Annotated in this window: 27 protein-coding genes; 18 read left to right on the top strand and 9 right to left on the bottom strand. The window is 44.0% G+C overall.

The window, feature by feature from the left end; translation table 11 throughout:
- The 10 genes from hybA (at window position 1) to hypE (ending at window position 8,710) form a co-directional block, all read left to right on the top strand.
- A complete protein-coding gene (gene hybA / locus PR725_RS00775) occupies window positions 1-987 on the top strand; it encodes a hydrogenase 2 operon protein HybA (RefSeq protein ID WP_110731714.1) in 987 nt (328 codons plus the stop codon).
- The gene (hybB, locus tag PR725_RS00770; protein WP_109911742.1) at window positions 971-2,158 is read left to right on the top strand and encodes a Ni/Fe-hydrogenase cytochrome b subunit; all 1,188 of its coding nucleotides are present in this window, start codon (window positions 971-973) and stop codon (window positions 2,156-2,158) included. The genes hybA and hybB overlap by 17 nt, the downstream gene beginning before the upstream one ends.
- On the top strand, window positions 2,155-3,858 hold the full coding sequence (gene hybC, locus PR725_RS00765; RefSeq protein WP_196718183.1) for a hydrogenase 2 large subunit: 1,704 nt from the start codon (window positions 2,155-2,157) through the stop codon (window positions 3,856-3,858). The genes hybB and hybC overlap by 4 nt, the downstream gene beginning before the upstream one ends.
- Window positions 3,858-4,355, top strand: coding sequence for a HyaD/HybD family hydrogenase maturation endopeptidase (locus PR725_RS00760; protein ID WP_004908450.1), 498 nt, complete (start codon window positions 3,858-3,860; stop codon window positions 4,353-4,355). Before hybC ends, PR725_RS00760 begins: the two co-directional genes overlap by 1 nt.
- Window positions 4,345-4,836 carry a hydrogenase-2 assembly chaperone gene (gene hybE / locus PR725_RS00755; RefSeq protein ID WP_004908451.1) on the top strand — a complete coding sequence of 164 codons (492 nt, stop codon included), beginning with the start codon at window positions 4,345-4,347 and terminating at the stop codon, window positions 4,834-4,836. The genes PR725_RS00760 and hybE overlap by 11 nt, the downstream gene beginning before the upstream one ends.
- Window positions 4,829-5,170, top strand: a complete 342-nt coding sequence (hypA, locus tag PR725_RS00750; protein ID WP_117162544.1) for a hydrogenase maturation nickel metallochaperone HypA — start codon at window positions 4,829-4,831, stop codon at window positions 5,168-5,170. Before hybE ends, hypA begins: the two co-directional genes overlap by 8 nt.
- Before the next feature lie 90 nt (window positions 5,171-5,260).
- Window positions 5,261-6,301 carry a hydrogenase nickel incorporation protein HypB gene (gene hypB / locus PR725_RS00745; protein WP_117162543.1) on the top strand — a complete coding sequence of 347 codons (1,041 nt, stop codon included), beginning with the start codon at window positions 5,261-5,263 and terminating at the stop codon, window positions 6,299-6,301.
- Window positions 6,292-6,588, top strand: a complete 297-nt coding sequence (gene hybG / locus PR725_RS00740) for a hydrogenase maturation factor HybG (RefSeq protein ID WP_117162542.1) — start codon at window positions 6,292-6,294, stop codon at window positions 6,586-6,588. Before hypB ends, hybG begins: the two co-directional genes overlap by 10 nt.
- On the top strand, window positions 6,572-7,684 hold the full coding sequence (gene hypD, locus PR725_RS00735) for a hydrogenase formation protein HypD (protein ID WP_272567119.1): 1,113 nt from the start codon (window positions 6,572-6,574) through the stop codon (window positions 7,682-7,684). Before hybG ends, hypD begins: the two co-directional genes overlap by 17 nt.
- Complete coding sequence (hypE, locus tag PR725_RS00730) at window positions 7,685-8,710, top strand: hydrogenase expression/formation protein HypE (protein WP_117162540.1); 1,026 nt, start codon at window positions 7,685-7,687, stop codon at window positions 8,708-8,710.
- Window positions 8,711-8,754: 44 nt separating this feature from the next.
- Here the strand turns inward: hypE and ureG are convergent, their stop codons facing one another.
- From ureG to PR725_RS00695, 7 genes are read right to left on the bottom strand one after another with little or no spacing between them, the layout of a single operon-like run.
- Entirely contained in the window at window positions 8,755-9,372 is a 618-nt protein-coding gene (ureG, locus tag PR725_RS00725) for an urease accessory protein UreG (protein ID WP_004908472.1), read from the bottom strand.
- Window positions 9,373-9,382: 10 nt separating this feature from the next.
- On the bottom strand, window positions 9,383-10,048 hold the full coding sequence (locus PR725_RS00720; RefSeq protein WP_109911747.1) for an urease accessory protein UreF: 666 nt from the start codon (window positions 10,046-10,048) through the stop codon (window positions 9,383-9,385).
- A gap of 21 nt (window positions 10,049-10,069) precedes the next feature.
- Window positions 10,070-10,546: an urease accessory protein UreE gene (ureE, locus tag PR725_RS00715; RefSeq protein WP_109911748.1), complete on the bottom strand. Its 477-nt coding sequence runs from the start codon at window positions 10,544-10,546 to the stop codon at window positions 10,070-10,072.
- 23 nt (window positions 10,547-10,569) lie between these two features.
- The gene (gene ureC, locus PR725_RS00710; RefSeq protein WP_117162539.1) at window positions 10,570-12,273 is read right to left on the bottom strand and encodes an urease subunit alpha; all 1,704 of its coding nucleotides are present in this window, start codon (window positions 12,271-12,273) and stop codon (window positions 10,570-10,572) included.
- 2 nt (window positions 12,274-12,275) lie between these two features.
- Window positions 12,276-12,599, bottom strand: coding sequence for an urease subunit beta (locus PR725_RS00705; RefSeq protein ID WP_004908481.1), 324 nt, complete (start codon window positions 12,597-12,599; stop codon window positions 12,276-12,278).
- An 8-nt stretch (window positions 12,600-12,607) separates the two neighbouring features.
- On the bottom strand, window positions 12,608-12,910 hold the full coding sequence (locus tag PR725_RS00700; protein WP_004908484.1) for an urease subunit gamma: 303 nt from the start codon (window positions 12,908-12,910) through the stop codon (window positions 12,608-12,610).
- A 20-nt stretch (window positions 12,911-12,930) separates the two neighbouring features.
- Window positions 12,931-13,767 carry an urease accessory protein UreD gene (locus PR725_RS00695; RefSeq protein ID WP_117162538.1) on the bottom strand — a complete coding sequence of 279 codons (837 nt, stop codon included), beginning with the start codon at window positions 13,765-13,767 and terminating at the stop codon, window positions 12,931-12,933.
- Window positions 13,768-14,181: 414 nt separating this feature from the next.
- Here PR725_RS00695 and PR725_RS00690 point away from each other — a divergent pair, with 414 nt between their 5' ends.
- From PR725_RS00690 to PR725_RS00665, 6 genes are all read left to right on the top strand, one after another.
- Window positions 14,182-15,072, top strand: a complete 891-nt coding sequence (locus PR725_RS00690; protein WP_196723876.1) for an AraC family transcriptional regulator — start codon at window positions 14,182-14,184, stop codon at window positions 15,070-15,072.
- 240 nt (window positions 15,073-15,312) lie between these two features.
- Complete coding sequence (locus PR725_RS00685; protein ID WP_272537950.1) at window positions 15,313-16,866, top strand: ABC transporter substrate-binding protein; 1,554 nt, start codon at window positions 15,313-15,315, stop codon at window positions 16,864-16,866.
- A complete protein-coding gene (locus PR725_RS00680) occupies window positions 16,866-17,834 on the top strand; it encodes an ABC transporter permease (RefSeq protein ID WP_123382280.1) in 969 nt (322 codons plus the stop codon). The genes PR725_RS00685 and PR725_RS00680 overlap by 1 nt, the downstream gene beginning before the upstream one ends.
- Complete coding sequence (locus PR725_RS00675) at window positions 17,831-18,643, top strand: ABC transporter permease (RefSeq protein ID WP_210850331.1); 813 nt, start codon at window positions 17,831-17,833, stop codon at window positions 18,641-18,643. Before PR725_RS00680 ends, PR725_RS00675 begins: the two co-directional genes overlap by 4 nt.
- Entirely contained in the window at window positions 18,637-19,413 is a 777-nt protein-coding gene (locus PR725_RS00670; RefSeq protein ID WP_004908500.1) for an ATP-binding cassette domain-containing protein, read from the top strand. Before PR725_RS00675 ends, PR725_RS00670 begins: the two co-directional genes overlap by 7 nt.
- Before the next feature lie 14 nt (window positions 19,414-19,427).
- Window positions 19,428-20,021: an ATP-binding cassette domain-containing protein gene (locus PR725_RS00665; protein WP_272520417.1), complete on the top strand. Its 594-nt coding sequence runs from the start codon at window positions 19,428-19,430 to the stop codon at window positions 20,019-20,021.
- A gap of 46 nt (window positions 20,022-20,067) precedes the next feature.
- On the opposite strand, the gene PR725_RS00660 is transcribed toward PR725_RS00665, so the two are convergent.
- A complete protein-coding gene (locus tag PR725_RS00660) occupies window positions 20,068-21,612 on the bottom strand; it encodes a S8 family serine peptidase (protein ID WP_272567107.1) in 1,545 nt (514 codons plus the stop codon).
- A gap of 258 nt (window positions 21,613-21,870) precedes the next feature.
- Between PR725_RS00660 and PR725_RS00655 the strand changes: the two genes are divergently transcribed.
- Both PR725_RS00655 and PR725_RS00650 read left to right on the top strand, forming a co-directional pair.
- Window positions 21,871-23,784: a TonB-dependent receptor domain-containing protein gene (locus PR725_RS00655; protein WP_272567104.1), complete on the top strand. Its 1,914-nt coding sequence runs from the start codon at window positions 21,871-21,873 to the stop codon at window positions 23,782-23,784.
- Between the two features lie 15 nt (window positions 23,785-23,799).
- Window positions 23,800-23,928 (top strand): hypothetical protein, encoded by a 129-nt coding sequence (locus PR725_RS00650; RefSeq protein WP_272567103.1) that lies wholly within the window; start codon window positions 23,800-23,802, stop codon window positions 23,926-23,928.
- A 39-nt stretch (window positions 23,929-23,967) separates the two neighbouring features.
- Here PR725_RS00650 and PR725_RS00645 read toward each other — a convergent pair whose 3' ends face one another.
- Window positions 23,968-24,684 (bottom strand): Crp/Fnr family transcriptional regulator, encoded by a 717-nt coding sequence (locus PR725_RS00645; RefSeq protein ID WP_109911756.1) that lies wholly within the window; start codon window positions 24,682-24,684, stop codon window positions 23,968-23,970.
- Window positions 24,685-24,772 lie beyond the last annotated feature (88 nt).

Below are 24,772 nucleotides of genomic sequence, written 5' to 3'. Positions count from 1 at the left end.
GTGAATAGACGAAATTTTCTGAAACTCTCCGCGGGGGGAGCATTACTTGCGGGAAGTTCACCCAGTTTGGCGGGGCCTGAAAACCGTCCGCCGATTCCCAATTCTTTGGGAATGCTATATGACTCGACCCTGTGTATTGGGTGTCAGGCATGCGTGACAAAATGCCAAGATATTAACCATCCGGAACGTAACCCGGTCGGGGAACAAACTTGGTCAAATAATGACAAACTAACCCCTTATACCAACAATATTATTCAGGTTTGGAGTAGCGGAACAGGCGTTAATAAAGACCAAGAAAAAGACGGTTACGCCTACATTAAAAAACAATGTATGCATTGTGTTGACCCTAACTGTGTGTCGGTTTGCCCTGTTCAAGCCCTGAAGAAAGACCCAAAAACTGGCATTGTTCATTACGATGCCAGCGTATGTACCGGCTGCCGTTATTGCATGGTGGCGTGTCCTTTTAATATTCCGAAATATGCCTACGATGACAAATTTGGCGCAATTCATAAATGCGAGTTATGTAACCAAAAAGGTGTCGAACGTTTAGATAAAGGCGGCTTACCCGGTTGTGTTGAAGTTTGTCCAACGGGCGCGGTGATTTTCGGAACGCGAGAAGAATTGCTCGCGGAAGCCAAAAAACGCTTAACACTCAAAGTGGGTGATGAGTACGGTTACCCACGACAAACCTTACATAGCAATGACCCGAATGTCATTAAAGTACCGAAATATGAGGCTCATGTTTATGGCGAGCTCGAAGGCGGTGGCACGCAAGTTATTGTTCTTTCAGGTGTACCCTATCAAAACCTTGGGCTGCCTGAGTTAGAACAGTTGTCCACAGGAGCCCGTTCTGAGTATGTGCAGCACACGCTTTATAAAGGCATGGTACTGCCATTGGCCGCGTTGGCTGGGTTGAGTTTCTTGGTGTATCGCAATACCAAGAATGACAAACACGAAGGAGATGACTCAAATGACGACGCATCATAAAGAACAGCCGCTAGGCGGGCGTTTAGTCAGTTGGCCAATCATGGTATTTGGGCCCTTAGTGCTGATTTGTGTCATCTTGATAGTTAAACGTTTAGTCTTCGGCCTAGGTTCAGTTTCTGACCTAAATGGTGGCTATCCTTGGGGAATTTGGATTGCTTTTGACTTACTGATTGGAACCGGTTTTGCTTGTGGTGGTTGGGCGCTGGCTTGGGCAGTATATGTATTTAACCGCGGTGAATATCATCCGTTAGTGCGTCCCGCACTATTAGCCAGTTTGTTCGGTTACTCTCTCGGTGGGTTGTCCATCACCATTGACGTAGGTCGCTACTGGAACTTGCCTTACTTTTACATTCCTGGTTTCTTTAACACCAATTCGGTGCTGTTTGAAACTGCGGTTTGTATGACGATTTATATTGGTGTGATGGCATTGGAATTTGCCCCCGCACTGTGTGAACGTTTTGGTTGGAAAGTTTCGTTAAAACGCTTAAATAAAGTGATGTTTTTCATTATTGCGCTAGGAGCGTTATTGCCGATGATGCACCAATCATCAATGGGTTCATTGATGATTTCGGCAGGGTATAAAGTTCATCCTATTTGGCAAAGTTATGAAATGCTGCCATTACTCTCATTACTAACCGCATTCATTATGGGCTTTTCGATTGTCATTTTTGAAGGGTCATTACTCCAAGCCGCATTACGTGGGCAGGGCGCAGATGAACGACCACTGTTTGTTCGTATCACTCGTATCTTGCAGGTACTGTTAGTACTGTTTTTGGTCTGTCGTTTTGGGGAGCTGATTTATCGAGATAAATTGCACCATATCTTCAATACCGATTTCTACGCCATGATGTTCTGGATAGAAACCGCATTAATGGTTTTCCCATTGATTATTTTCCGCATGCCATCACTAAGAAATGATTCACGGTGGTTATATGCAAGCGGTTTAAGCATGTTGATTGGCGCTGCCATGTGGCGGATGAGCTATTCCCTCGTTGCATTCAACCCCGGAGGCGGATACGACTACTTCCCAACAACAGAAGAACTTTTAATTTCAATAGGTTTCGTGGCAATAGAGGTATGCGCTTATATCTTATTGATCCGCTTATTACCTGTTATTCCAGCATTGAAAAAAACAACGATGAGCCATTCAGAGGCCCGAGGTAAAGCATGAGCCAACGTATAACAATAGACCCAGTCACTCGTATCGAAGGTCACTTACGCATTGATTGTGAAATTGAAGATGGAAAAGTCACCAAGGCTTGGGCTTCAGGCACGATGTGGCGCGGTATGGAAGAGATAGTCAAAGGGAAAGACCCCCGTGATGCTTGGATGATTATGCAGCGTATCTGTGGGGTTTGTACTACAGTGCACGGTATTGTATCGGTACGCACCATTGAAAGTGCCTTAAATATTGATGTCCCTGTTAATGCGCAGTATATCCGTAATATGATTCTAGCCGCGCATACCATTCAAGACCATATTGTTCATTTCTATCAATTATCTGCGTTAGATTGGGTGGATATCACCTCTGCGCTGAATGCAGACCCCAATAAAGCGGCCGAAATCCTAAGAGGCGTTTCGACGTGGCCACTGAATAGCCCAGAAGAGTTCACACGAGTTCAAGACAAAATTAAAAAACTGGTTGCCAGTGGGCAATTGGGTATTTTTGCTAATGGGTATTGGGGGCACCCAGCGATGAAGCTGTCGCCTGAGGTAAACTTAATTGCCGTGGCCCACTATTTACAAGCCCTTGAATGTCAGCGAGATGCTAACCGTATTGTGGCGTTATTAGGCGGGAAAACACCGCATATTCAAAACCTTGCAGTTGGTGGTGTGGCAAACCCTATTAACCTTGATGGTGTCGGGGTTCTGAACCTTGAACGTTTGATGTATGTGAAATCCTTTATTGACCGTTTAGGGGATTTTATTGAGCAAGTGTATAAGATTGACGCAGCGGTGATTGCCGCGGGCTACCCTGAATGGCTCGAAGTCGGTCAAGGCGCGAAACATTACATGTGCATGCCTGAAATGCCAATGGATGGTAAAAACGGGAGCTTCCTATTACCGGGCGGTTATCTTGAAAACAGCGATTTTAGTACTTATCGCCCCATTACTAGCCATACAGACGAGTATTTGATCAACGGTATCAAAGAAAGTAGCAAACATGCATGGTACAAAGAAAATGAACCTCAAGCACCGTGGGAAGGTACCACGAACCCAGATTACACCGGTTGGGATGATGACGGTAAATATTCATGGGTAAAAGCACCGACTTTCTATGATAAAACCGTCGAAGTGGGGCCATTAGCAGACTTACTGTGCAAACTAGCGGCAAAACACGAGCCAACGGAAAAACACTTTAATGATGTGGTAAACCTGTATCAAACACTAACGGGCAACAGCATTCGTGTTGATCAACTGCATTCAACATTGGGGCGGATTATCGGACGTAGTGTTCGTTGCTGTGTATTGAATGAAACCTTGTCAATTCAATGGCAAGCGCTGGTGGACAACATCGCAAAAGGGGATCACACCACCTTTGTAAAACCAATTTTCCCAGAAAATGTCACTATTAAAGGTGTTGGTTTTGGTGAAGTACCTCGAGGTTTGTTATCCCACTGGGTGGTTATCAAAGACGGTAAAATTGAAAATTACCAAGCGGTAGTACCTTCTACTTGGAACTCCGGCCCTCGTAATTTCAATGATGAGCCGGGCCCTTATGAGCAAGCATTGGTAGGAACTCCCGTTGCTGACCCATCTAAACCCCTTGAGGTGGTGCGAACCATTCACTCATTTGACCCTTGTATGTCTTGTGCGGTGCACATTGTTGACCCTGAAGGTGGCGAAGTCACTAAGGTTAAGGTGCTGTAATGCGTATTTTAGTCTTAGGTGTTGGCAATATACTGCTCAGCGATGAAGGTATTGGGGTACGCATCGTTGAGGCTTTAGAACAGCGCTATCATCTACCTGAATGCGTAGAAGTACTTGATGGCGGAACGGCAGGAATGGAGCTAATTGGCCCAATGGCGGATAGAGACCATTTAATTATTGCTGACGTCGTGTTATCGAGCCAGCAGGCTGGCTCGATTTTAGTCTTGCGCGATGACGAAGTTCCTGCGTTATTTACGCGTAAAATCTCCCCGCATCAACTCGGTTTATCAGATGTGCTATCGGCTTTGCATTTAACCGATGAATTCCCACAGAAGCTAACATTAGTGGGTGTTGTGCCTGAATCCCTCGAACCGCATATTGGTTTGACAGCAACTGGGCAGGCCGCTTTAGAGCCTGCTTTACAAAAGGTCATTGAGGTTTTGCGAAGCGAAGGCTTGGAAATCATAGCAAAAGAAGAGAGTTTGCATGCCGGATGAAATCTTAGGTTATGACACTAACCCTCGGCCTCTGGTGGAGGCCGCATTTACGCGCGTTGCTGAACAATCAATGCATGATTTGTCATTTTTGCATCCAACGATGCCAGTGCATGCCAGTGAATTCTCACTGTTTGACGGGCAATGGGTGGGCGTGGTGATCACGCCATGGATGCTCAGTGCGATTATTCTACCGGGGCCTGAACAATATTGGCCTCACCGCGTGGTCGGTGACAAGGTTGGGTTAATTCTTCCCTATGGTGAAATGACGTATACCGTGGGTGAATTAGACGGTTTAACTCAATATGTTGCTTGCTCATTAATGTCGCCATTAGAAAAGAAAATGACACCGGAGCAAGGTATTCACCTAGTGGATGATTGCCAGCGAATATTGCTATCGCTCCCAGTGAGTGACCCAAATATTCCTCAAGCACCTGAACGCAGGGCATTGTTTACCCGTCACTTAAGGGGGCAGGATGCATGAGATTTCGTTATGCCAAAGTACGATAGAAATTATTGAACAGCAGGCGAAAAAAAATGCAGTTAGCCGAGTCACTGGTGTTTGGCTTGAAATTGGTGCGCTCTCTTGTGTTGAAGAGAGTGCATTTCGCTTCAGCTTTGATGTCGTTTGCCGTGGTACGGTTGCAGAAGGCTGCCAGCTCCACATCATTTACTCGCCCGCACAAGCATGGTGTTGGGATTGCAGTGAAACGGTGGAGGTAGACAGCCACCAATCGGTTTGTCCACGCTGTCAGGGGCTGAACCTGAAAGTTGTGAGTGGAGAGAGTTTGCGCATCAAAGAGTTGGAAGTGGAATAGCTTTTGGAACTGACTTTGAGGTGTATCAACCAGGCTCAATAGATTATGTATTAATCTAATTTAACAATTTAGCGGTTGGGAGTGAAACTTATGTGTAGTACTTGTGGATGTGCATCGGGAGAGCGAAAAATTGAGGGGGATGACCATCATCATGGTCACGATCATCATCACGACCATGACCAGCATCATGGTCACGACCACCACCACGATCACGACCATCATGACCACCACCATGATCATGAATCTCACGGGCAAACAGTGATTATTCATCACCATTACTATCATCAAGGTGATGTGCATAACCATTATCACCAATATGAACCCGCACCTGCTGAAAATAAATCTAAAAAGCATAAACACAAACATAAGCATAAACATATTTATCAAACGGCAGAGGCGAGTTTTAAACCAGCTGGGGAACACCATGACCTTGATTATGGTCACGGTGAAGCGGGTACCCATGCACCGGGGATCAGCCAAAAGCGCATGCTACAAATTGAGATGGATGTATTAGATAAAAATAACCATCTGGCAGAACATAACCGCGAGGATTTTAACCAGAAAAATATTTTGGTATTGAACCTCGTTTCTAGCCCAGGTTCTGGTAAAACGACCTTACTCACAGAAACCTTATTAAGACTACGTGACAAAATCAATTGTGCAGTGATTGAAGGTGACCAACAAACCACTAATGATGCACAACGGATCCGCGAAACGGGTGTGCCTGCGATTCAAGTGAATACAGGAAAAGGCTGTCACTTAGATGCACAAATGGTACACGATGCAACGGCACGTTTAGATTTAGCAGATAACAGCCTGTTATTTATCGAAAATGTTGGGAACCTCGTGTGCCCTGCCAGTTTTGACTTAGGGGAGCGCCATAAAGTGGCGGTGCTGTCGGTCACGGAAGGGGAAGATAAACCTCTCAAATATCCACATATGTTTGCGGCAGCAGATATTATGTTATTGAATAAAATTGACTTATTGCCATACCTGAATTTTGATGTCGATGCGTGTATTGCCAATGCCAAACAGGTGAACCCCAATATCCAAGTTATTCAAGTGTCTGCGACACGTGGCGAAGGGATGGATGCATGGCTGGCATGGTTGGAGACACAGCTATGTGCTTAGGTATTCCGGGCAAGATAGTTGCAGTTGGTGAAGATATTCACCAACTCGCTCAAGTGGATGTTTGTGGTGTAAAACGCGATGTTAATATTGGCCTAATTTGTGAAGGCGAAACCACTGATTTATTAGGCCAATGGGTATTGGTGCACGTCGGGTTTGCCATGAGTATCATCAATGAAGAAGAAGCACAATCTACCTTGGATGCCTTAACCGCGATGAGTCAATTAGACCATGAAGTTGGTGATTTTAGCAGTTTAAATGCAGGAGCAACAGATGCAGTACGTCGATGAATTTCGCGACCCTGTTCTTGCAAAAGCGCTATTGGCGCATATTCATCAACGGGTGAATGAAATACCTCAAGCGAAACGACGTCCATTACAACTCATGGAAGTCTGTGGAGGCCATACCCACGCGATTTTTAAGTTTGGTATTGACCAGTTATTACCCGCTGAAATTGAATTTGTTCATGGACCAGGTTGCCCTGTGTGCGTTTTACCAATGGGACGAATTGATGGCTGTATTGAAATTGCACAGCACCCAGAGGTTATCTTTTGTACTTATGGTGATGCAATGCGAGTGCCGTGCGAAAAGGGCTCTTTACTTGACGCCAAGCGTAATGGGGCGGATGTCCGCATCGTTTATTCACCGCTAGATGCTTTGGCATTAGCAGAGCAGCATCCCCATCGCCAAGTGGTTTTCTTTGGCTTAGGCTTTGAAACCACCATGCCGAGCACCGCAATCACCTTGCAGCAAGCAAAACGCCGCCAACTAGCCAATTTTAGTGTGTTCTGCCAGCATATTACGATTATTCCCACCTTGCGTAGCTTACTTGAACAACCGGATGTGCGTATTGACGGTTTTTTAGCGCCAGGGCACGTGAGCATGGTGATTGGCGCGCATCCCTACCAGTTTATTACCGAAGACTTCCATAAGCCTTTGGTTGTCACAGGGTTTGAACCCCTAGATATTTTGCAGTCATTAGCCATGTTAATTGACCAAATCGCCGATGGCCGTTGTGAGGTAGAAAACCAATATAAACGCATTGTGGCTAATGAAGGCAACCTGTTAGCACTTAAGGCGCTAGAGGAAGTTTTTGAACTCAAACAAACCAGTGAGTGGCGCGGATTGGGGGAAATTGCAGGTTCAGGGGTTCAATTAACCCAAGCTTATCAATTTTTTGATGCCGAGAGGCGTTTTCAGGTACAGCCCCATAAAGTGGCGGATGACCCGCAAGCGCGCTGTGGTGAGGTTTTAACAGGGCGCTGTAAGCCCAGCGAATGTACGTTATTTGGGCGTCGTTGTACGCCACAAACTGCTTTTGGTGCATTAATGGTTTCTTCTGAAGGTGCCTGTGCAGCTTATTATCAATATCGTCGGGAGGCATAAATGAGTCGTAATGCTAACAATGTAGTGACGATGGCTCACGGAAGTGGTGGGCAGGCGATGCAGCAATTAATTGAACAGTTATTTTTGCAGGCGTTTGCAAACCAAGCATTGAATGAGCGGGAAGACCAAGCTCGGCTAGCATTGTCGGAAATGACCGTATTAGGCGATCGTTTGGCATTCAGTACCGATAGCTATGTCATCGACCCGATTTTTTTCCCCGGAGGTAATATTGGTAAATTAGCCGTTTGCGGCACAGTGAATGACGTCGCAGTCAGTGGTGCTATTCCCAAATACCTTTCTTGCGGTTTTATTTTGGAAGAAGGCTTTCCACTTTCTGAACTTACCTCAATTGTGGAATCCATGGCGGCAACGGCAGCGGCTGCGGGTGTGGATATTGTGACCGGCGATACCAAAGTCGTGCAGCGCGGGGCGGCAGACAAAATTTTTATCAATACGGCCGGTATTGGTGTGATCCCGAGCAATATCCAGTGGGGAGCTCAGCATATTCAAGCGGGGGATAAAGTGATTGTTAGTGGTACGTTGGGTGACCATGGTGCCACTATCTTAAACCTACGCGAACAACTTGGGTTAGAAGCGGAGCTTTGCAGTGATTGTGCAGTATTAACGCCATTGATAGCACCGCTACGTGAAATTGACGGCGTTCGGGCATTACGAGACGCAACTCGTGGTGGTGTAACGGCAATCCTACATGAATTTGCCCAAGCTAGCGGCTGTGGAATTGCTGTTAATGAAGGCGATTTACCTGTCTCTTCTGTGGTTAGGGGGGTGTGTGAGCTATTGGGCTTAGAGCCGTTAAACTTTGCGAATGAAGGCAAATTAGTGATTGTGGTGAAACCTGAAGCGGAAAGTGCGGTGATTGCTGCACTACACCAACACCCATTAGGGAAAGATGCAGCCACGATTGGTTGTGTGACTGAGCAAAAACAAGTCAAATTGGTTGGGATCTTCGGTACATCAAGGTTATTAGATTTACCCCACAGTGAGCCTTTACCCCGTATTTGTTAATTGAAAATGCCCTATAGATAAAACCTATAGGGCGTTCAAATCTATTAACGTCTTAACATACCTTTATCGATAATAAACTCGATAATGGTTTCTAAGCCGACTTTTTTCTTTAAGTTAGTAAACACATAGGGCTTTACTGGGCGCATTCTTGCGGTATCGGCTTCCATCACTTCTAATGAGGCGCCGACATAGGGTGCAAGGTCAATTTTGTTAATCACCAATAAATCGGAATGAGTGATCCCCGGGCCGCCTTTACGTGGGATTTTTTCGCCTTCAGCAACATCGATAACATAAATAGTTAAGTCTGCCAGCTCTGGACTAAACGTCGCGCTGAGGTTATCGCCGCCGCTTTCCACAAACACGATATCAAGGTTTTTATGGCGCATGGCTAACTCTTCAACTGCCGCTAAATTCATTGATGCATCTTCACGAATAGCGGTATGAGGGCAGCCACCAGTTTCAACACCAATAATGCGATCTGCATCTAATGCTTCGGCACGGGTTAAAATTTTGGCATCTTCTTGGGTGTAAATATCATTAGTGACAACGGCAATTTGGTAAGTGTCGCGCATGGCTTTACATAACACTTCTAATAATGCGGTTTTTCCTGAGCCGACTGGCCCACCGACACCAATTCTTAAGGGTTGATTATATTCTTGCATAGCATTTTTCTCATGAACGAAAAAGTCGTGTGTATTGGGTTTCATGCCGACTACTGGCAATAATTTGTGCAGGTGTAAAACTGCCAATATCGTCTATTGGCCAGATTGCCGATTGCGTAACCACTTCGGGTATGCGCTCAGCAAGGGTAAATAAAATATTTTGCCCTGCGCTTTGCCCTAAAGGGATAAGCTTAACACCGGACATCACCGTGTTTTCTAGCCAACCCCATGCATACGCGGTGCACAATTTTTCAACGTCAATCTGCCAATTTACTGCGGCGAGAGCGAAAGCCATTAGCTGGGTTTGTTTCACGCAGGTTTGCAGGTTAGCATCCAGTTCAATACCTAGCTGAGGAAGTAGTCGGGCAAAAGCAATTCCTCGTTGCCGTTCTTCTTGACGCAATTCTTTGGTTTCACGGCTGGCAATCATAAATTCACACCAATATTTCACCGCTTCAATATCACCAAGGGAAAGGGAAGTATGAATTTGCCGTAAAACAGGGAGTTCCAATGTCGCAATGGCATGGGTCATTTGTGCGGTTAGCCAGCCAGCAAGGGTATCAGGTGTCGTTACCCAGCCTTTTTCAATCGCCCATTCTAGGCCTTGTGAATAGGTAAATGACCCAACAGGTAAAGAAGGGCTAACTAACTGGTATAAGCGTAGATCTGCTAACATAGGCAAACTCCCTGAACCCGATTAGTGGTGGTGATCATCGTGGCCGTGATGGTGGTGATGACCACCTGATGAGCCGCCATAGGCCCCTGGTTCTGGTTGGTATTTTTCTAAACCAACACTGACGGTAGCGCCTAATCCACGGGCCATATCATCTAGCACATGGTCATGAAAATAACGGCACCAGCCCGCTTCAATTTGCAATGGAACATGGCGGTTACCTAAGTGATAGCAAACACGAGCAAGCAACAGAGCGTCATCACTGTAAACCGTAGAAACTTGCTCTTTCGCGGCTTCGATGGTGACTAACTCGCCGTCTTCAGTGGATAAAACATCGCCTTCCTTCAGGATGGTTCCGCGCGGCAAAAATAGCCCCGCTTCTTGCCCATCGCTTAAAGTGACTTTTAAACGGCTTTTGGTGCGCTCATCCATGGTTAAGCACAGGGTTAACGCGGTTGGTGAATGCGGTTGTGGAGCAACCACTTTAATAAATTTTTTCATTCTCAGGCTCTTTTAATTAGGGGTCAGAATAAAAAGTAACGTTGTGCCATTGGTAACTCAGTCGCTGGTTCACACACTAGTGGGATGCCATCGGCTTTGACAATATAAGTTTGTGGGTCAAGTTCGATGTGCGGCACATAACTGTTGTGAACCATTGAGGTTTTGCTAATGTTTCGACAGCCTTCAACCCGGCCAATTTTGCTCTGTAGGCCTAATTTTTCAGGAACACCTGCTTCAATACCGGCTTTTGACATAAAAATCATCGAGGTATGGTATTTTGCTTTACCTAACGCCCCAAACATCGGGCGGTAATGTACTGGCTGTGGCGTCGGGATTGCCGCGTTAATATCGCCCATTGGCGCATAGGCGACCATTCCCCCTTTCATGATAAGGGCAGGTTTGATACCAAAAAATGCAGGGTCCCATAACACGATATCAGCTAATTTGCCGATTTCTACCGAACCGACTTCATGGGCGATACCGTGGGCGATAGCGGGGTTAATGGTATATTTCGCCACATAGCGTTTGATACGGTTATTGTCGCTATCGAGAGTGTCGCCTTCTAACGTCCCACGCTGTAATTTCATTTTATGAGCGCATTGCCAAGTACGAGTAATCACTTCGCCAACGCGTCCCATGGCTTGTGAGTCTGAAGACATCACAGAAATTGCACCCATATCGTGTAAAATATCCTCCGCAGCAATGGTTTCACGGCGAATTCGAGACTCAGCAAAAGCCACATCTTCTGGAATCGATGGGTCTAAGTGGTGGCAAACCATTAGCATATCCAAGTGCTCATCAACGGTATTGATGGTGTATGGCATCGTTGGATTGGTCGACGCTGGCAGAATATTCGGTTCCCCAACGGATTTGATGACGTCAGGGGCATGGCCACCGCCAGCACCTTCGGTATGGAATACGTGGATCACTCGCCCTGCAATAGCTTTCACGGTTTCTTCATAAAAACCGCCTTCATTCAGCGTATCTGAATGGATAGCCACTTGCACATCCATTTCATCGGCCACATTCAAGCAGTTGTGAATAGCCATTGGGGTAGCGCCCCAGTCTTCGTGAATTTTTAAGCCTATTGCGCCCGCTTCGATCTGTTCGCGAATCGCTTCGGGTTGACTGACACAGCCTTTACCAAATAGCCCGACGTTGATCGGCAGTTCATCAACGGCTTCTAACATGCGGTACATATTCCAAATACCGGGGGTGACGGTCGTGGCATTAGTACCCGCCACAGGGCCAGTTCCACCGCCTATAAAGGTGGTAACACCGGAAACCAGACCTTCTTCTGCCTGTTGTGGGCAAATAAAATGAATGTGAGTATCAACGCCACCCGCGGTGATAATTTTACCTTCACCAGCAACCACTTCTGTGCCGGGGCCGATAACGATATCAACATTGGGTTGAACATCGGGGTTGCCTGCTTTACCAATCCCCGCAATACGGCCGTTTTTAATTCCGATATCCGCTTTAACAATGCCCCAGTGGTCTAAAATAATGGCATTAGTGATTAACACATCGACACACTGGTCACTGGTGACTTGGCTTTGACCCATGCCGTCACGAATAACTTTACCGCCACCAAATTTGACCTCTTCACCATAGGTGGTGAAATCTTTTTCGATCTCTAGAAATAATTCTGTATCAGCTAAGCGCAAGCGGTCACCGGTTGTGGGACCAAACATATCCGCATACGCTTGACGAGAGATTGTTTTCATTATTAATTCTCACTCTCTAACTTGCCCATGACTTTGCCATGGAAACCATAAATTTCTCGTTTGCCACTAAAAGCGACGAGCTCAACAGTACGACTTTGTCCAGGTTCAAAACGCACCGCCATACCCGCTGGGATATTCAAACGAAAACCCAGTGTGCCTACGCGCTCAAATTTTAGGGCGTCGTTGACTTCATAAAAATGATAGTGAGAGCCAATTTGAATCGGGCGGTCACCATGGTTGGCAACTTGTATTGTTTGGGTTTCTCGACCTGCATTGAGTTCGATATCGCCTAAAGCGTGGTTGACTTTAATTTCACCGGGGATCATGTTGTTACCTATACAATCGGGTCGTGAATAGAAACCAGTTTTGTGCCATCAGGAAATGTACATTCCACTTGAATGTCTTTGATCATTTCTGGCACGCCTTCCATTACCTGCTCTGCGGTTAACACGGTTCGGCCTTCGCTCATTAATTGGGCAACCGTCTTGCCATCACGGGCGCCTTCCATAATCGCACAACTGATCAATGCGACCGCCTCAGGGTAATTGAGCTTTAATCCACGGGCTAAACGCCTTTCAGCAACGAGGCCTGCCGTAAAAAGCAATAATTTATCTTTTTCTCTGGGGGTTAATTCCATTTTTTGCTCCTAAAAAACGTTTAAGTTGCCCAAATACGCGGCGGATCAGGGTAATAACCTAACCAGTATTGTCTTGTTGCCTGCCAAATATGGGCGAAGCAAGCCATCATGGGCTCGGTTTGAGAACCTAATAACCGCAATACTAAAATACCGTCTACATCAGTCAGTCCATACTCAAGCGGCCTCACTTCCGTAGAGAAAAACACGGCCAAACTCTCGTGAAGTTCAGCTTTTAATTCATCGCTGGCGGGGTAGATATACAGGGAACCTACCATAGGAAATTCACGCATGACGGCTGACTGTTTTTGTGAACCCTCGATAAATATGGATTCTGCCAAGGTGAGTTTGTCATCAATATAAAACTGCAAGCGGCCCCGAATATCACCGTTGTCGAATTGCTCGTTTAATACGGGTCGGCCTAAACATTGGATTTCCCAGCCGATAAATTTTGATGAACTTGCGATTCGAACATGAGTTTCTAAGCGAACTTGAGCCTCAGGGAAAAAAATATTTTCTTGAGGTAACCATTCTAAGAACCCATTGGGCGCGACGGTTAAGCTTTGTAGTTGTCGTGCAACGCCGCCCGCACTACGATAAAATTTTGTTGCACCAGGCGTGGTCAATAACGCATGGGCATGTGGTTGAACATCAATATTGATAAGGAGTTTATCCCCCCCGACAACGCCACCGGGTGGATGAAGTAAATACGTGTGTGCAATTCCTTGCTCGGGGTAGAATGGCCGCTGAACCATTAAAGGGCCGATATGTTGTTTGTCCGTTAAGCGGGTGACGCCACGTTTTAGTTCATATCGTAAAAAAATTTCAGCTAACCAGCCTGATCCTGAAAAATCAGACATACTTTCTCCTGCAACTCAGTCAACTAAAAATACGCGAACATGTTTAGCTATACCCCAGCAAAAATTGGGTATTTATGATGTAAAAGCTAATGCAAGTAGGGTAGGGTGTGAGTGAATACCAAAATCATTATTATTATGCAGTGTTGTTGGCTGCATGTGTCTGCCGCGCGATTCTACACCTTATATCGAAAATTGCCTTTCAATTAAACAGCATTTTATTTAGAAAATATAACAACCATCAAAATAACAGTAAAAAATGAGCGTATATCTATATTGCGATTTCAGCGTAACGGGACTATATTCTCATCCGCACTGATATGGGGTTGATATGCTTTTGCTACGTGGCTTTATATCTATTCAACAATCCCTTTTCTTGGGAAGTCATTCTGACATTAACTGCAGTTTATAGAGATTATGGAATATAAATTCTTTCTTTCGGAAAGCCAAATGGTGTTAAAAGCGTTTTATATTGAAAACGCGATGATAGCCATGTTAACTGGCGCGAAAGGAAATGTCGTGATCAACGGTCAATCCATTGAAATTGAAACCGATGTCACCTTAATTATTCCTAAATATAGCCAAGTTTCTTGCAATATTGTGTGTAACACCGTGAATCAGCCGCTTGAATTACACACCTTGTCGATGTCAGAAGAAGAATTACAATCGGTATTTTTATTACTAAAAACATTGATGAAGTCGGGTGAGCCACTGACTAGCCACCAACCCATTTACCATGTTTCTCCCCCTGAAACGGTGAGAGATAACTTTAGTTTATTAAAACAATGCTTACCATTAAAAAAACAGAGTGAATCCCAAGAGGCATTGTTAATGAAACAGAGCCTATATTTTATTTTAATGGCTGTATATCAAGAAGGTATCGATATTCTTAACCTGTTTCGTTTTAATTATGATGAACCGAAAAACCAAGCAATTACCCATTTGATAACCCAAGAACCGCAAAAAAAATGGCATTTAGACGATGTCGCGAAAGCGTTATTTACGACACCTTCAACTTTGCGTCGCCATTTGAACCGTGAAGGGGTGTCATTTCGTCAATTACTGCTAGATGTTCGAATGGGAATGGCGTTGAATTATTTAACATTTTCGAATTATTCTGTTTTTCAAATTAGTCATCGTTGCGGTTTTGGCAGTAATGCCTATTTTTGCGATGTCTTTAAGCGAAAATACAATATGACGCCTTCTCAATTTCGGTTGCAATCAAGGCAGTCGAACGACCCGAATTTTATTACCAATTTGTCCTTGCACTCTAACCCAATTGAATTTGACAAAGAAATTGATGAGTAGTTGTTAAGGTAAGTCAAATAACGGCTTAATTTTGACGGTTTCTCGAATAAATTCGCTGTTCTATTGATGTAGCGCCTAGCAATCAGGGCGTTAAATTTAATATAACTCATATTGGTTACTCTACACATAGTGAATATCTCACCAATAGCGACATTAATGAAAATAACGTCATTAATTATATGAAATAAAAAATAAAATCTGTCTATAGAGGGATGTATGATTAAAAATATCGTTGCCGCAATGTGCTTTATGGGGCTCACACTGCAAGCACAGGCGGCAGAACCGGCTCAATCACAAACTTTACGTTTAGCGATTGGCTCAGAGCCAACAGAGGGTTTTGACCCCATGCTCGGGTGGAGCCACGGCAGCTACCTACTGTTGCATAGCCCATTACTGAAACAAAAGGCTGACCTTTCATGGCATAGCTATATGCTTGAAAGTTATCAACATAATGCAGATGGTAAACAGTGGACACTCAAGCTGAAAAAAGGCTTAAAATTTTCCGATGGCTCACCGTTAACGGCAAAAGATGTTGTATTTACCTATAACAATGCTGCGGCAAGTGGCGGTAAGGTGGACATGGGGAATTTTGCCAAAGCAGAGGAAATTGACCCACTCACCGTAAAAATCACGTTATCTTCCCCACAAAGTACCTTTATTAATGTACTTGGTTCGTTAGGGATTGTTTGTGCTGATAAATATGATGCGAAAACCTATGCACATAACCCAATTGGCGCAGGCCCTTATCGTTTAGTTGCATTCCAGCCGGGGCAGCAACTGATTGTCGAGCAAAATCCGTATTATGCAGGGCCAAAAAATGACTTTGGTAAAATGGTCTTTGTTTTCCTTGATGAAGATGCGGCCTTTGCGGCGGCACAAAGCAATCAACTGGAAATTGTTCGTATCCCTGCTGCGGTAGCGGCGAATGCTAATGATGTGAAAAACATGAAATTGGTTGAGCGCTATAGCGTGGAAAACCGCGGCATTTCTTTCCCAATTCCACCTGCCGGTGAGAAAGATGCTCAAGGTAACCCTATCGGTAACGACATCACTTCAGATGTTGCTGTCCGTAAAGCCATTAACTATGCTCTTGACCGTAAACTATTAGCGGAATCCGTGTTGGAAGGCTTTGCCGTACCGGCTTATACCGGCGTTGCAGGGCTGCCATGGAATAGCCCAGACTCCGCTTTTAAAGATGGTGATCTTGAAAAAGCGAAATCCATTTTAGAAGATGCGGGATGGAAGCTGAATAAAGAGGGCTTACGTGAGAAAAATGGCAAAGTGGCAAAACTGACATTATGGTATGCCAGTGGTGATACCACACGTCGTGACCTTGCGCAGGCAATCCGTTCAAGCTTAAAACCGATTGGTATCGAGATGGATTTAAAATCGGGGAGCTGGGAAACCGTTGAGCTACACATGCATGCTAACCCAACACTTTTTGGTTGGGGAAGCTTAGACCCGATGGAAATTGTCCATAATTACAGCAGCAAAGCAGCAGGTGTTGGCTTTTATAACCCTGGTTATTATAAAAATGCAGTCGTTGATGAGTTAATCGAAAAAGCGTTAGCGCAAGCTGACCAAGACGCAGCGATTCCGTTATGGCAACAAGTAGATTGGAACGGTAGCACGGGAGTTGGTATTAAAGGTGATGCTCCGTGGGCTTGGTTGATGAACCTACAACATATTTATTTACTGAATAATTGTGTTGATTTAGGTACCAGTGCTCCTGAAATTCACGGATCTTGGTCGGTGTTAAATAATGTCGATGAATGGGCGTGGACCTGTCAGTAATGCGAACCGCACTTGGGCTTTTATTGCGATTTTTTGGTTTATTAACCGTAACGGCAGCGGGGATTTTTATCCTGCTGAGTTACTCGCCTATCGACCCAATAAAAGCCTATATTGGCAATGACTTACTGCACGTGCCTCCTGAGCAATATGCGCTAATTGCTGCGCGATGGGGGCTTGATCAGCCTTTATGGGTACAGTTCTGGCGTTGGTTTTCACAAGTATTACAGGGGGATTTGGGCTATTCCATGCTCTATAATACCCCTGTAATTCAAGTGATTGCAGACCGCCTTGTGCCTTCTTTAGCATTGCTTATTTGTGCTTGGTTGTTTTCTGGTATTGTGGGTTTTGCGCTAGGGTTAGTCGCTGGGCGTTATTTAAACCGCTGGCCAGACAAACTTATCTCAACATTATGCTATTTACTTGCTTCAATTCCTGTTTTTTGGGTCGGTTTGCTGTTGCTGTCTTTGTTCGCGGTGACATTACAATGGGCTCCAATATGCTGCGCTTGGCCGATAGGCTTGGATGAGCAAACGGCAACTTTTTCACAGAAACTTCATCACCTAATTTTGCCTGTAATTGCGTTGGGTATGCTAGGCGTGGGTAATATCGCATTGCATACACGAGCCAAAGTTGTTGAGGTGATGAGCAGTGAATTTATTCATTACGCACGGGCTCAAGGGGATAATGGCTGGTCAATGATGGGTTTCCACGTGTTGAAACATGCCATCACCCCCGCAATTTGTTTGCAGTTTGCTTCTGTAGGTGAATTATTGAGTGGGGCATTGCTAGCTGAAAAAGTATTTGCCTATCCAGGCTTAGGTCAGGCAACGATAGATGCGGGGCTACGTGGAGATATTCCCTTGTTGATGGGGATCGTCATGTTATGCGCTGCGCTAATATTTTTAAGCAATACGGTAGCAGACAGCCTGCTAAAAAAAGTGAATAAGGGAGTGATGAGAGGATCATGACCTATAACCCTAATCGCGCCTTATTTAAGTTAGTTTTCTCATTACTTTTATTGGTCATCGTTAGTATTTATGCGTTTGGCCTCCCCCTTAATGATATTGAAATGAATTTACTCGATAGGCGCTTGCCACCTTCGTGGGCGCATCTATTTGGTACAGATAATTTAGGGCGTGATTTATTTGCCAGAACCTTTCAAGGTGTGGCAACAAGTTTGCAAATTGGCCTTATGGCTGCCATTACCAGTGGTTTCATTGCTCTTGTCATGGCGGGGTTATCTTCAATAAGCAAAGTTATGGACTACGTGGTGCGTGGCATTATTGATGCTATGTTGGCATTGCCGCATCTTTTATTACTGGTATTGATTTGTTTTACGCTGGGTGGTGGAAAAATGGGGGTGATTTGGGCCGTTGCACTGACACATTGGCCAAAATTAGCCTTAATTTTACGTTCGGAGTTACAACGAGTTAGTCAGTCAGATTACATTATGTTATCTCAACGTATTGGTAACAGTGCGTTTTATCGTTGGCGTTATCATTATTTACCCATGATTTTGCCGCAATGGATGGTAGGAACGTTGTTAATGTTTCCCCATGCGGTTTTACACAGTGCGGCATTAAGTTTCTTAGGTTTTGGTTTGTCGCCCCATGAACCCTCACTGGGTATTTTATTATCTGATGCATTGCGCTACCTCAGCACAGGTGCTTGGTGGCTGGTGGTTTTCCCAGGCGTTGCATTAGTCGGATTAGTGTTATTATTTGACCAATTTGCTAAGGCCTTGCAGCAGCTATGGTTGAAGGGGGGCGTATGTTGAGTCTTGATAATCTCACCGTAGATGTCGCGCAGTTTCGTTGGTTAGGGCGTAAACGTTGGGCTCCGTTACTACAAGGAATTTCCTTAGATATTCAGCCCGGTGAGATGGTTGCACTCGTAGGTGGGAGCGGGGAAGGTAAGAGCTTGTTATTACAGAGTGTTTTGGGGTTACTTCCCCATAATATGCGCTGTCGTGGCGGTATTCACCTTAATGGTAAAAGGCTGACGGAACAAAACAAAGCTCAGCACCGTGGTAATGCATTATGCTATATTCCTCAAGGGGTTAGCGCGCTTAATCCGCTAATTCGTATCGGCCCACAATTAGAACGTGCCGCAGTGTTAAGTGGGCAGCATATTAAAATGCACGATGTTGCACGGCACTTACAGCAATATAATTTGCAAAGCTCACTAGTGGATAGCTACCCAAACCAGTTATCCGGTGGAATGGCAAAACGGGTACTCGCCAGCAGTGCGACACTTTCCCGCGCACAATATATTTTAGCGGATGAAATTTCATCATGGTTGGATGACGACCATGCGATGCAACTGCTCGAAAATATAAAATCACTGTGTCACGTTGGCCGAGGTGTTTTATGGGTCACCCATGATTTATCCATGGCTGTGCGTTTTGCTGACCGCATCGCCTTATTACGTAACGGAGAGTTGGAAGAAGTGCTAAGCAGCCAACAACTGCAACAAGGCGGTGGTGGAAAATGGCTACAATCGTTGTGGAATGCGTTACCTGAACATCAATTTATGGCAAGTAAATGAGTATTACTGAACCTATTTTACAAGTAAATAATTTATGTATTGATCAAGGTGGGCAACGGCTGTGGGATGACTTTAGTTTGTCACTGGCTAGAGGTGAACGCCTTGGAATATCTGCGCCCAGTGGTTTTGGTAAAACTACGTTAGGCCGAGTGTTAGCTCAGTGGCAAAAAGCATCCCAAGGAACCATTCTATTTGACGGCCAACCATTGCCTCGACATGGTTATTGTCCGGTTCAATTAGTCCCTCAGCATCCAGAGAAAAGTTTTAACCCATACCGTAAGGTCGGTGCGAGTGTATTTGATGCTTGGCAGCCAGACTCTCACTGGTTAGCGTATTTTTCGATTAAACCTGCATGGCTAGAAAGGCTTCCCAGTGAGTTATCCGGTGGTGAGCTTGCTCGTATCGCCTTATTGCGAGCCCTTGACCCGCGAACGAAAATTTTGATTGCTGATGAAATCACCGCACAGTTAGACGCCAATTTGCAAAAAGAGATTTGGCAGTTGTTAGTGAGATTATCGGAAGAGCGGCCACTGGCGATGATTATTTTTAGCCATAATAAAGCGTTATTAGAGAAAGTGTGTAGTCGCGTTTTTAGCCCAGATAAATAAAAGGTTATGTTATGCCATCGGTTATGACGGCATAACTATAATTCAATTATTCAGTAATTTGGGCCAGTTTATCAATTTCTTTTAATAAATCATTGACATTCGGGCGATAGCCAATCCCATCGTTAACACCTTCCGTATAGGTCGATTTTCTTATCAGTTCGCGCATTCCCCAAGCAGATAAAATAATTTGATGTTGTTTAGCATAGCCTTGAAGTAATGCTAATGCGCCTGCACACAAAGGAGTCGCACTAGATGTACCTGAGTAATCTTTTGTGTAATTGCGTTCATTACCGGGGTATTTTTGTAGTGAGCCATACCCTGTGGTTGTAACACTCCAATCTCCCCATGAATTAATTAATGAACTTTTTTGATTGTAATTAGAAAAATAAGCACGACTTCCAGTCTGATTATTACACGCGCCAACTAACATACTGCCATTATCACCGAAATCAGTCATAACTCCGGGTTCACTTAAATCTAACCCACCATTACCGGCTGCCAATATAACCGTTGCACCTTTGTCGACCATAATTTTGATTCTTTCCCACCAATTACGCACAGCTGTGGCAGGAAGTAATTTTTCGCCAAAAGAAAATTGAATGTCTAAGCTTACAATATCACCAGGCTGGGCATCATTAGTAAGTTGATCGAGATCATCAGTATCATAGAAATAAAATTGACAATTGTGTGCAATGCCAGTTACACCAAATGCATTTTTAGTGGCAATAATACAGCCTGTTGATGCGGTACCATGATTACAATCTTGGGTTTCAGGGCGGCTACTAACGACGATCAGATTTGAATTTTTGAGATCTTCATGGTTTTTGTAAACACCAAAGTCTAAATGGCGTACTACGGCTTGCGAACCATCAATGTTTTTTTCCCATGCGTTTCTCACATTCATACCCATTGGTGCATCTAAATATTTTTGTAAATAAGTGAAATTAGGGGTTATCTCATTGCTACTGGTGTCTTCTTCTAGAACTTGACTATTTAAAGGGAGTTTTGGCGGAAGATAGCCGGTCGTGTCAGGACAAATACAGCAATAGCTGACATAATCTAATTGTTCAATCTTTTGTGATAGTTCAAGTAAACGATCAAAATTATCTTCTCCATAAAGGTTTAGGTATTCATATTGTTTAACAGAGGATTCAATATTTGATTTGATTAATATTAATTTTGAATTCATTAGTTCATTTGGTAATATATCCATAATCAAATGCGAACTTTTTATTTCAGATTTAATTTCTAAAAAATATTTATTAATTCCATCTATTTTATGATTTATTGTTTTTGATTTGGATTCTTTTTTAATATTTTGCTTGGTTTTCTGTTGGGTGAAGTAATAGCTAGCAGGGCTATCAATTAGGTGGTGAATGTTTTTATTGCTATCTATAAATGAAATGGTTACGTGGTAGTTCCCCGATTTATCTACCTTGAAAAGATAATGGTCATTATTAGTTGATATGGTTTCTATATTTTCATTATCTAAAAATAAGCTAATGGTGACTGTTTTTTTGTTTCTATTATCAAAGTTAACGACAATGCCATTTGAATATTTATCGATAAATTTAAAGGTTTTTATATTCATATATTCTCTTTTTATATAACATATATTGATATGCTTTTAATTATTTAAGCATTAAGTTGGGTATGTTATTTAAAAGGGAAATTGTATTTACGACAAGATTGATAATTTAATAGAATTTAATGGAAACTATAATTTTAATATAAATAATAAATTAATTTATTTTGGTTTTGACAAATGTCATAGGGATATCTATACCCATCCTCTATTTTAAATGCCTCAAATGAAAATGATAACCATTACTATTATTGGGGTGAATATATGTCTTATCGTTTAAAACGGCACCAATTGGCGCATTGTATTGCACTCACTTTAGGCATAGGTACTTTGGCGACACCAATTGGGTTCGCTGCACCAGCAGGCACACCAGACAAACTGATCGTCACGTCTTCAACAGGCCAAAGCCGTTTGTCACCGAGTGAACAGCAAGAAAAAGATAAACTTGAAAAAGTAGCTGGTGGAACCAATTTAGTTGTTATCGAAAAAGAAACTCGCCTTGCTACCTTACAAGACGCCTTGGATTACCAGCCTGGGTTGGTTATCCAAAATTTCTTTGGGGGGATTGACCAGCCGCGTTTAAATATTCGCGGCTCTGGCGTGCAAAGTGCACCGCTTGCTCGTGGTGTATTGCTGCTGCAAGATGGCTTACCCGCAACGGATGCAGACGGCAGTTTTCACATCAGTACCTTAGAAATGCGTGATGCGCGGATGGTGAGCGTACGCCGCGGCGCAAATAGCCTTAACCCACAAAGTAACAGCTTGGGCGGTGAATTGGATGTGCTCTCTTACACTGGCCGAAGTGAGCAAGGGCGCCTACGTTATGAGTACGGCTCCCATGGGCGCGAAGGGCTACAAACTGCCTTCGGTGGTGTTTCTGATGATGGGTTATTTGATGGGCGTATTAATTTCACTTATGACCATTTTGATGGTTATCGCAAACACTCTGCTTCCCAACGTAAAACGTTACGCAGCAACTTTGGTTATGTGACTGATAACTTTGAAAACCGAACTTGGCTGAGTTGGACAGATTTGCGCTTTGACGTTGCGGGGCCAGTTTCTGAAGAGGTATTAAATAATAACCCAACAGAGGTGTACCCAATGGTTTGGTTGCGTGATCCTCACCGTAATGTTGAGCAATTCCGAGTGGCTAACCGCTCTGACTGGCAAGTGGATAACCAAGCAATTGGTGCAGGAGTTTGGCACATTCGTACTCATGATAATTTTACTACTCCCGCTTACTACCGGTTTAGCCGCAGCCACAGTGAAGGGCTGCAATTTACCTATAATATTGAAACTGAGCCCGTGACATATCGTACAGCTCTTGCATGGGACCAAATGACCTTGCAGACTGAATTAATGCAAAATCGTAAAGGGACACCCGCAGATAAAACAAAAATAGGTAAATATGATGGCCGAGCTGAAAACCTCTACGGCAGTGTTGGGGTAGACTTACATATTACGCCAACAGTGACCGTTAATTTAGATGTGAAAGGCACACATGCGCGCCGTGATGTAGAAAAACGACAGAGTCATTTGTCGTTAGACCAAAGTTGGACATTTTGGACACCAAAAGCGGGAGTGATTTGGCGACCAACGGAAAGCCAGCGTTACTTTGCTAATATCAGTGCGAGTGAAGAACCTGCAACATTTTGGGAAATTATTAACTCCAGCAATGGAAAATTGACGAAACTCTCACCACAAAAAGCCATTACTTATGAAATTGGGGGAGAAGGCGATGTCACCGATGGGTTGAAATGGAGCCTTGCGCTGTACCGTAGCCAAATTAAAGATGAGTATATTACCACTTATGACAGTGCAGGAACTGTCGTTGGTGTGTTTAATTATGCCGCGAAAACTCGCCATCAAGGCTTAGAAGCTGGGCTTACAGGACGTGTTGGCGCAGGTCCGGGGGATATCAATTACCGAGTTTCTTGGACTTATAATGATTTCCGTTTCATGGGCGGTGAATATAATGGCAACTATATCGCGGGTATTCCACGTAATATTGTTGCTGCCGAGGTGTTATATGAAATTGGGGATTGGAGTGTTGGGCCTAATATTCATTGGGCACCTACGGATATGGCAGTTGACCACCAAAACAACCTTGATATTCAAAAACGTAAACATTATGCCGTACTGGGGCTGAAAGGCAGTTATAAGCTAACAGAGCAGTGATCTGTGTATTTATCGATGGATAATTTAACCGATGAGCGCTATGCAACAACATCGGTTGCCAACCAAACCGTCACAGCAAAAGACAGCACTTTATTCCCCGGTATGGGGTTTAATGTGAATGGTGGCGTAACCTATAATTTCTAATAATAAATAAACGCATTAATATTGGTTAATGCGTGGTTGTTAAAATGGGCGCTGTGCAGAAATAGATAATTGCGTTAAGTAGTTTTCATTATGGATATGCACAGTGTCTTTCTCGATATCAATAAACCCTTTTTGCCGCCACCCTGAAACCAACCGGCTGAGTGTTTCGTAGCGTATGCCTAATTTAGCGGCGAGCTGGCCCCGAGATAAAGGTAAAACAATATCTGAAGTTAGTTGTTTATGTTTTAAATCAAGAATATAAGCAGCCAAGCGTTGTTCAGCAGAACTTGAAGTTAGCCAATCAATATGGTTAATGTTTTCATACAGTTTGCTACTAAAACGCATGAGTAGCTTTTCCATAATTTGTGGGCAGGCATGGCAAAGCCGTAAAATATCACGTTTATCGAGTAGCAAGGCTTCACCGTCGGTTTTTGCCCGTAAACTCATAGGATAGCGGTTATGTGGCATAAAAACGGCTGCGATGGCAACAATTTCCCCTGTGCAAAATAAACCAAAAATTTTTTCCTCGCCCAAATAAGTGTGGCGATACACCTCGATTTGCCCGCTTATCATCAAAGGGCAATGCTTAAATGGTTCTCCTTCATGGTTCAGGATTTCACCACTTTTAAAGCGAATATGGCCACAATTTTCCAGCAGTAATGCCAGTTTTTCATCTTCTATCCCATTAAACAGTAAGCACGATTTTATGGCATTGAGTGATTGTGTATGGGGGAAAACGTTTTTGACAAATGTCATAGGTCATCCTCTTACGCCGTCTTAGAATGGCATAAGTATAAATGATAATCATACACATTATCAATTGAGATCTTAGCAGAGAGCTGAA

The sequence above is a fragment of the Providencia sp. PROV255 genome (assembly GCF_028478065.1).
Lineage (GTDB): Bacteria > Pseudomonadota > Gammaproteobacteria > Enterobacterales > Enterobacteriaceae > Providencia > Providencia rettgeri.
Note: the sequence above shows the minus strand (reverse complement) of the source record. Positions and strands in the feature narration are given on the sequence as shown.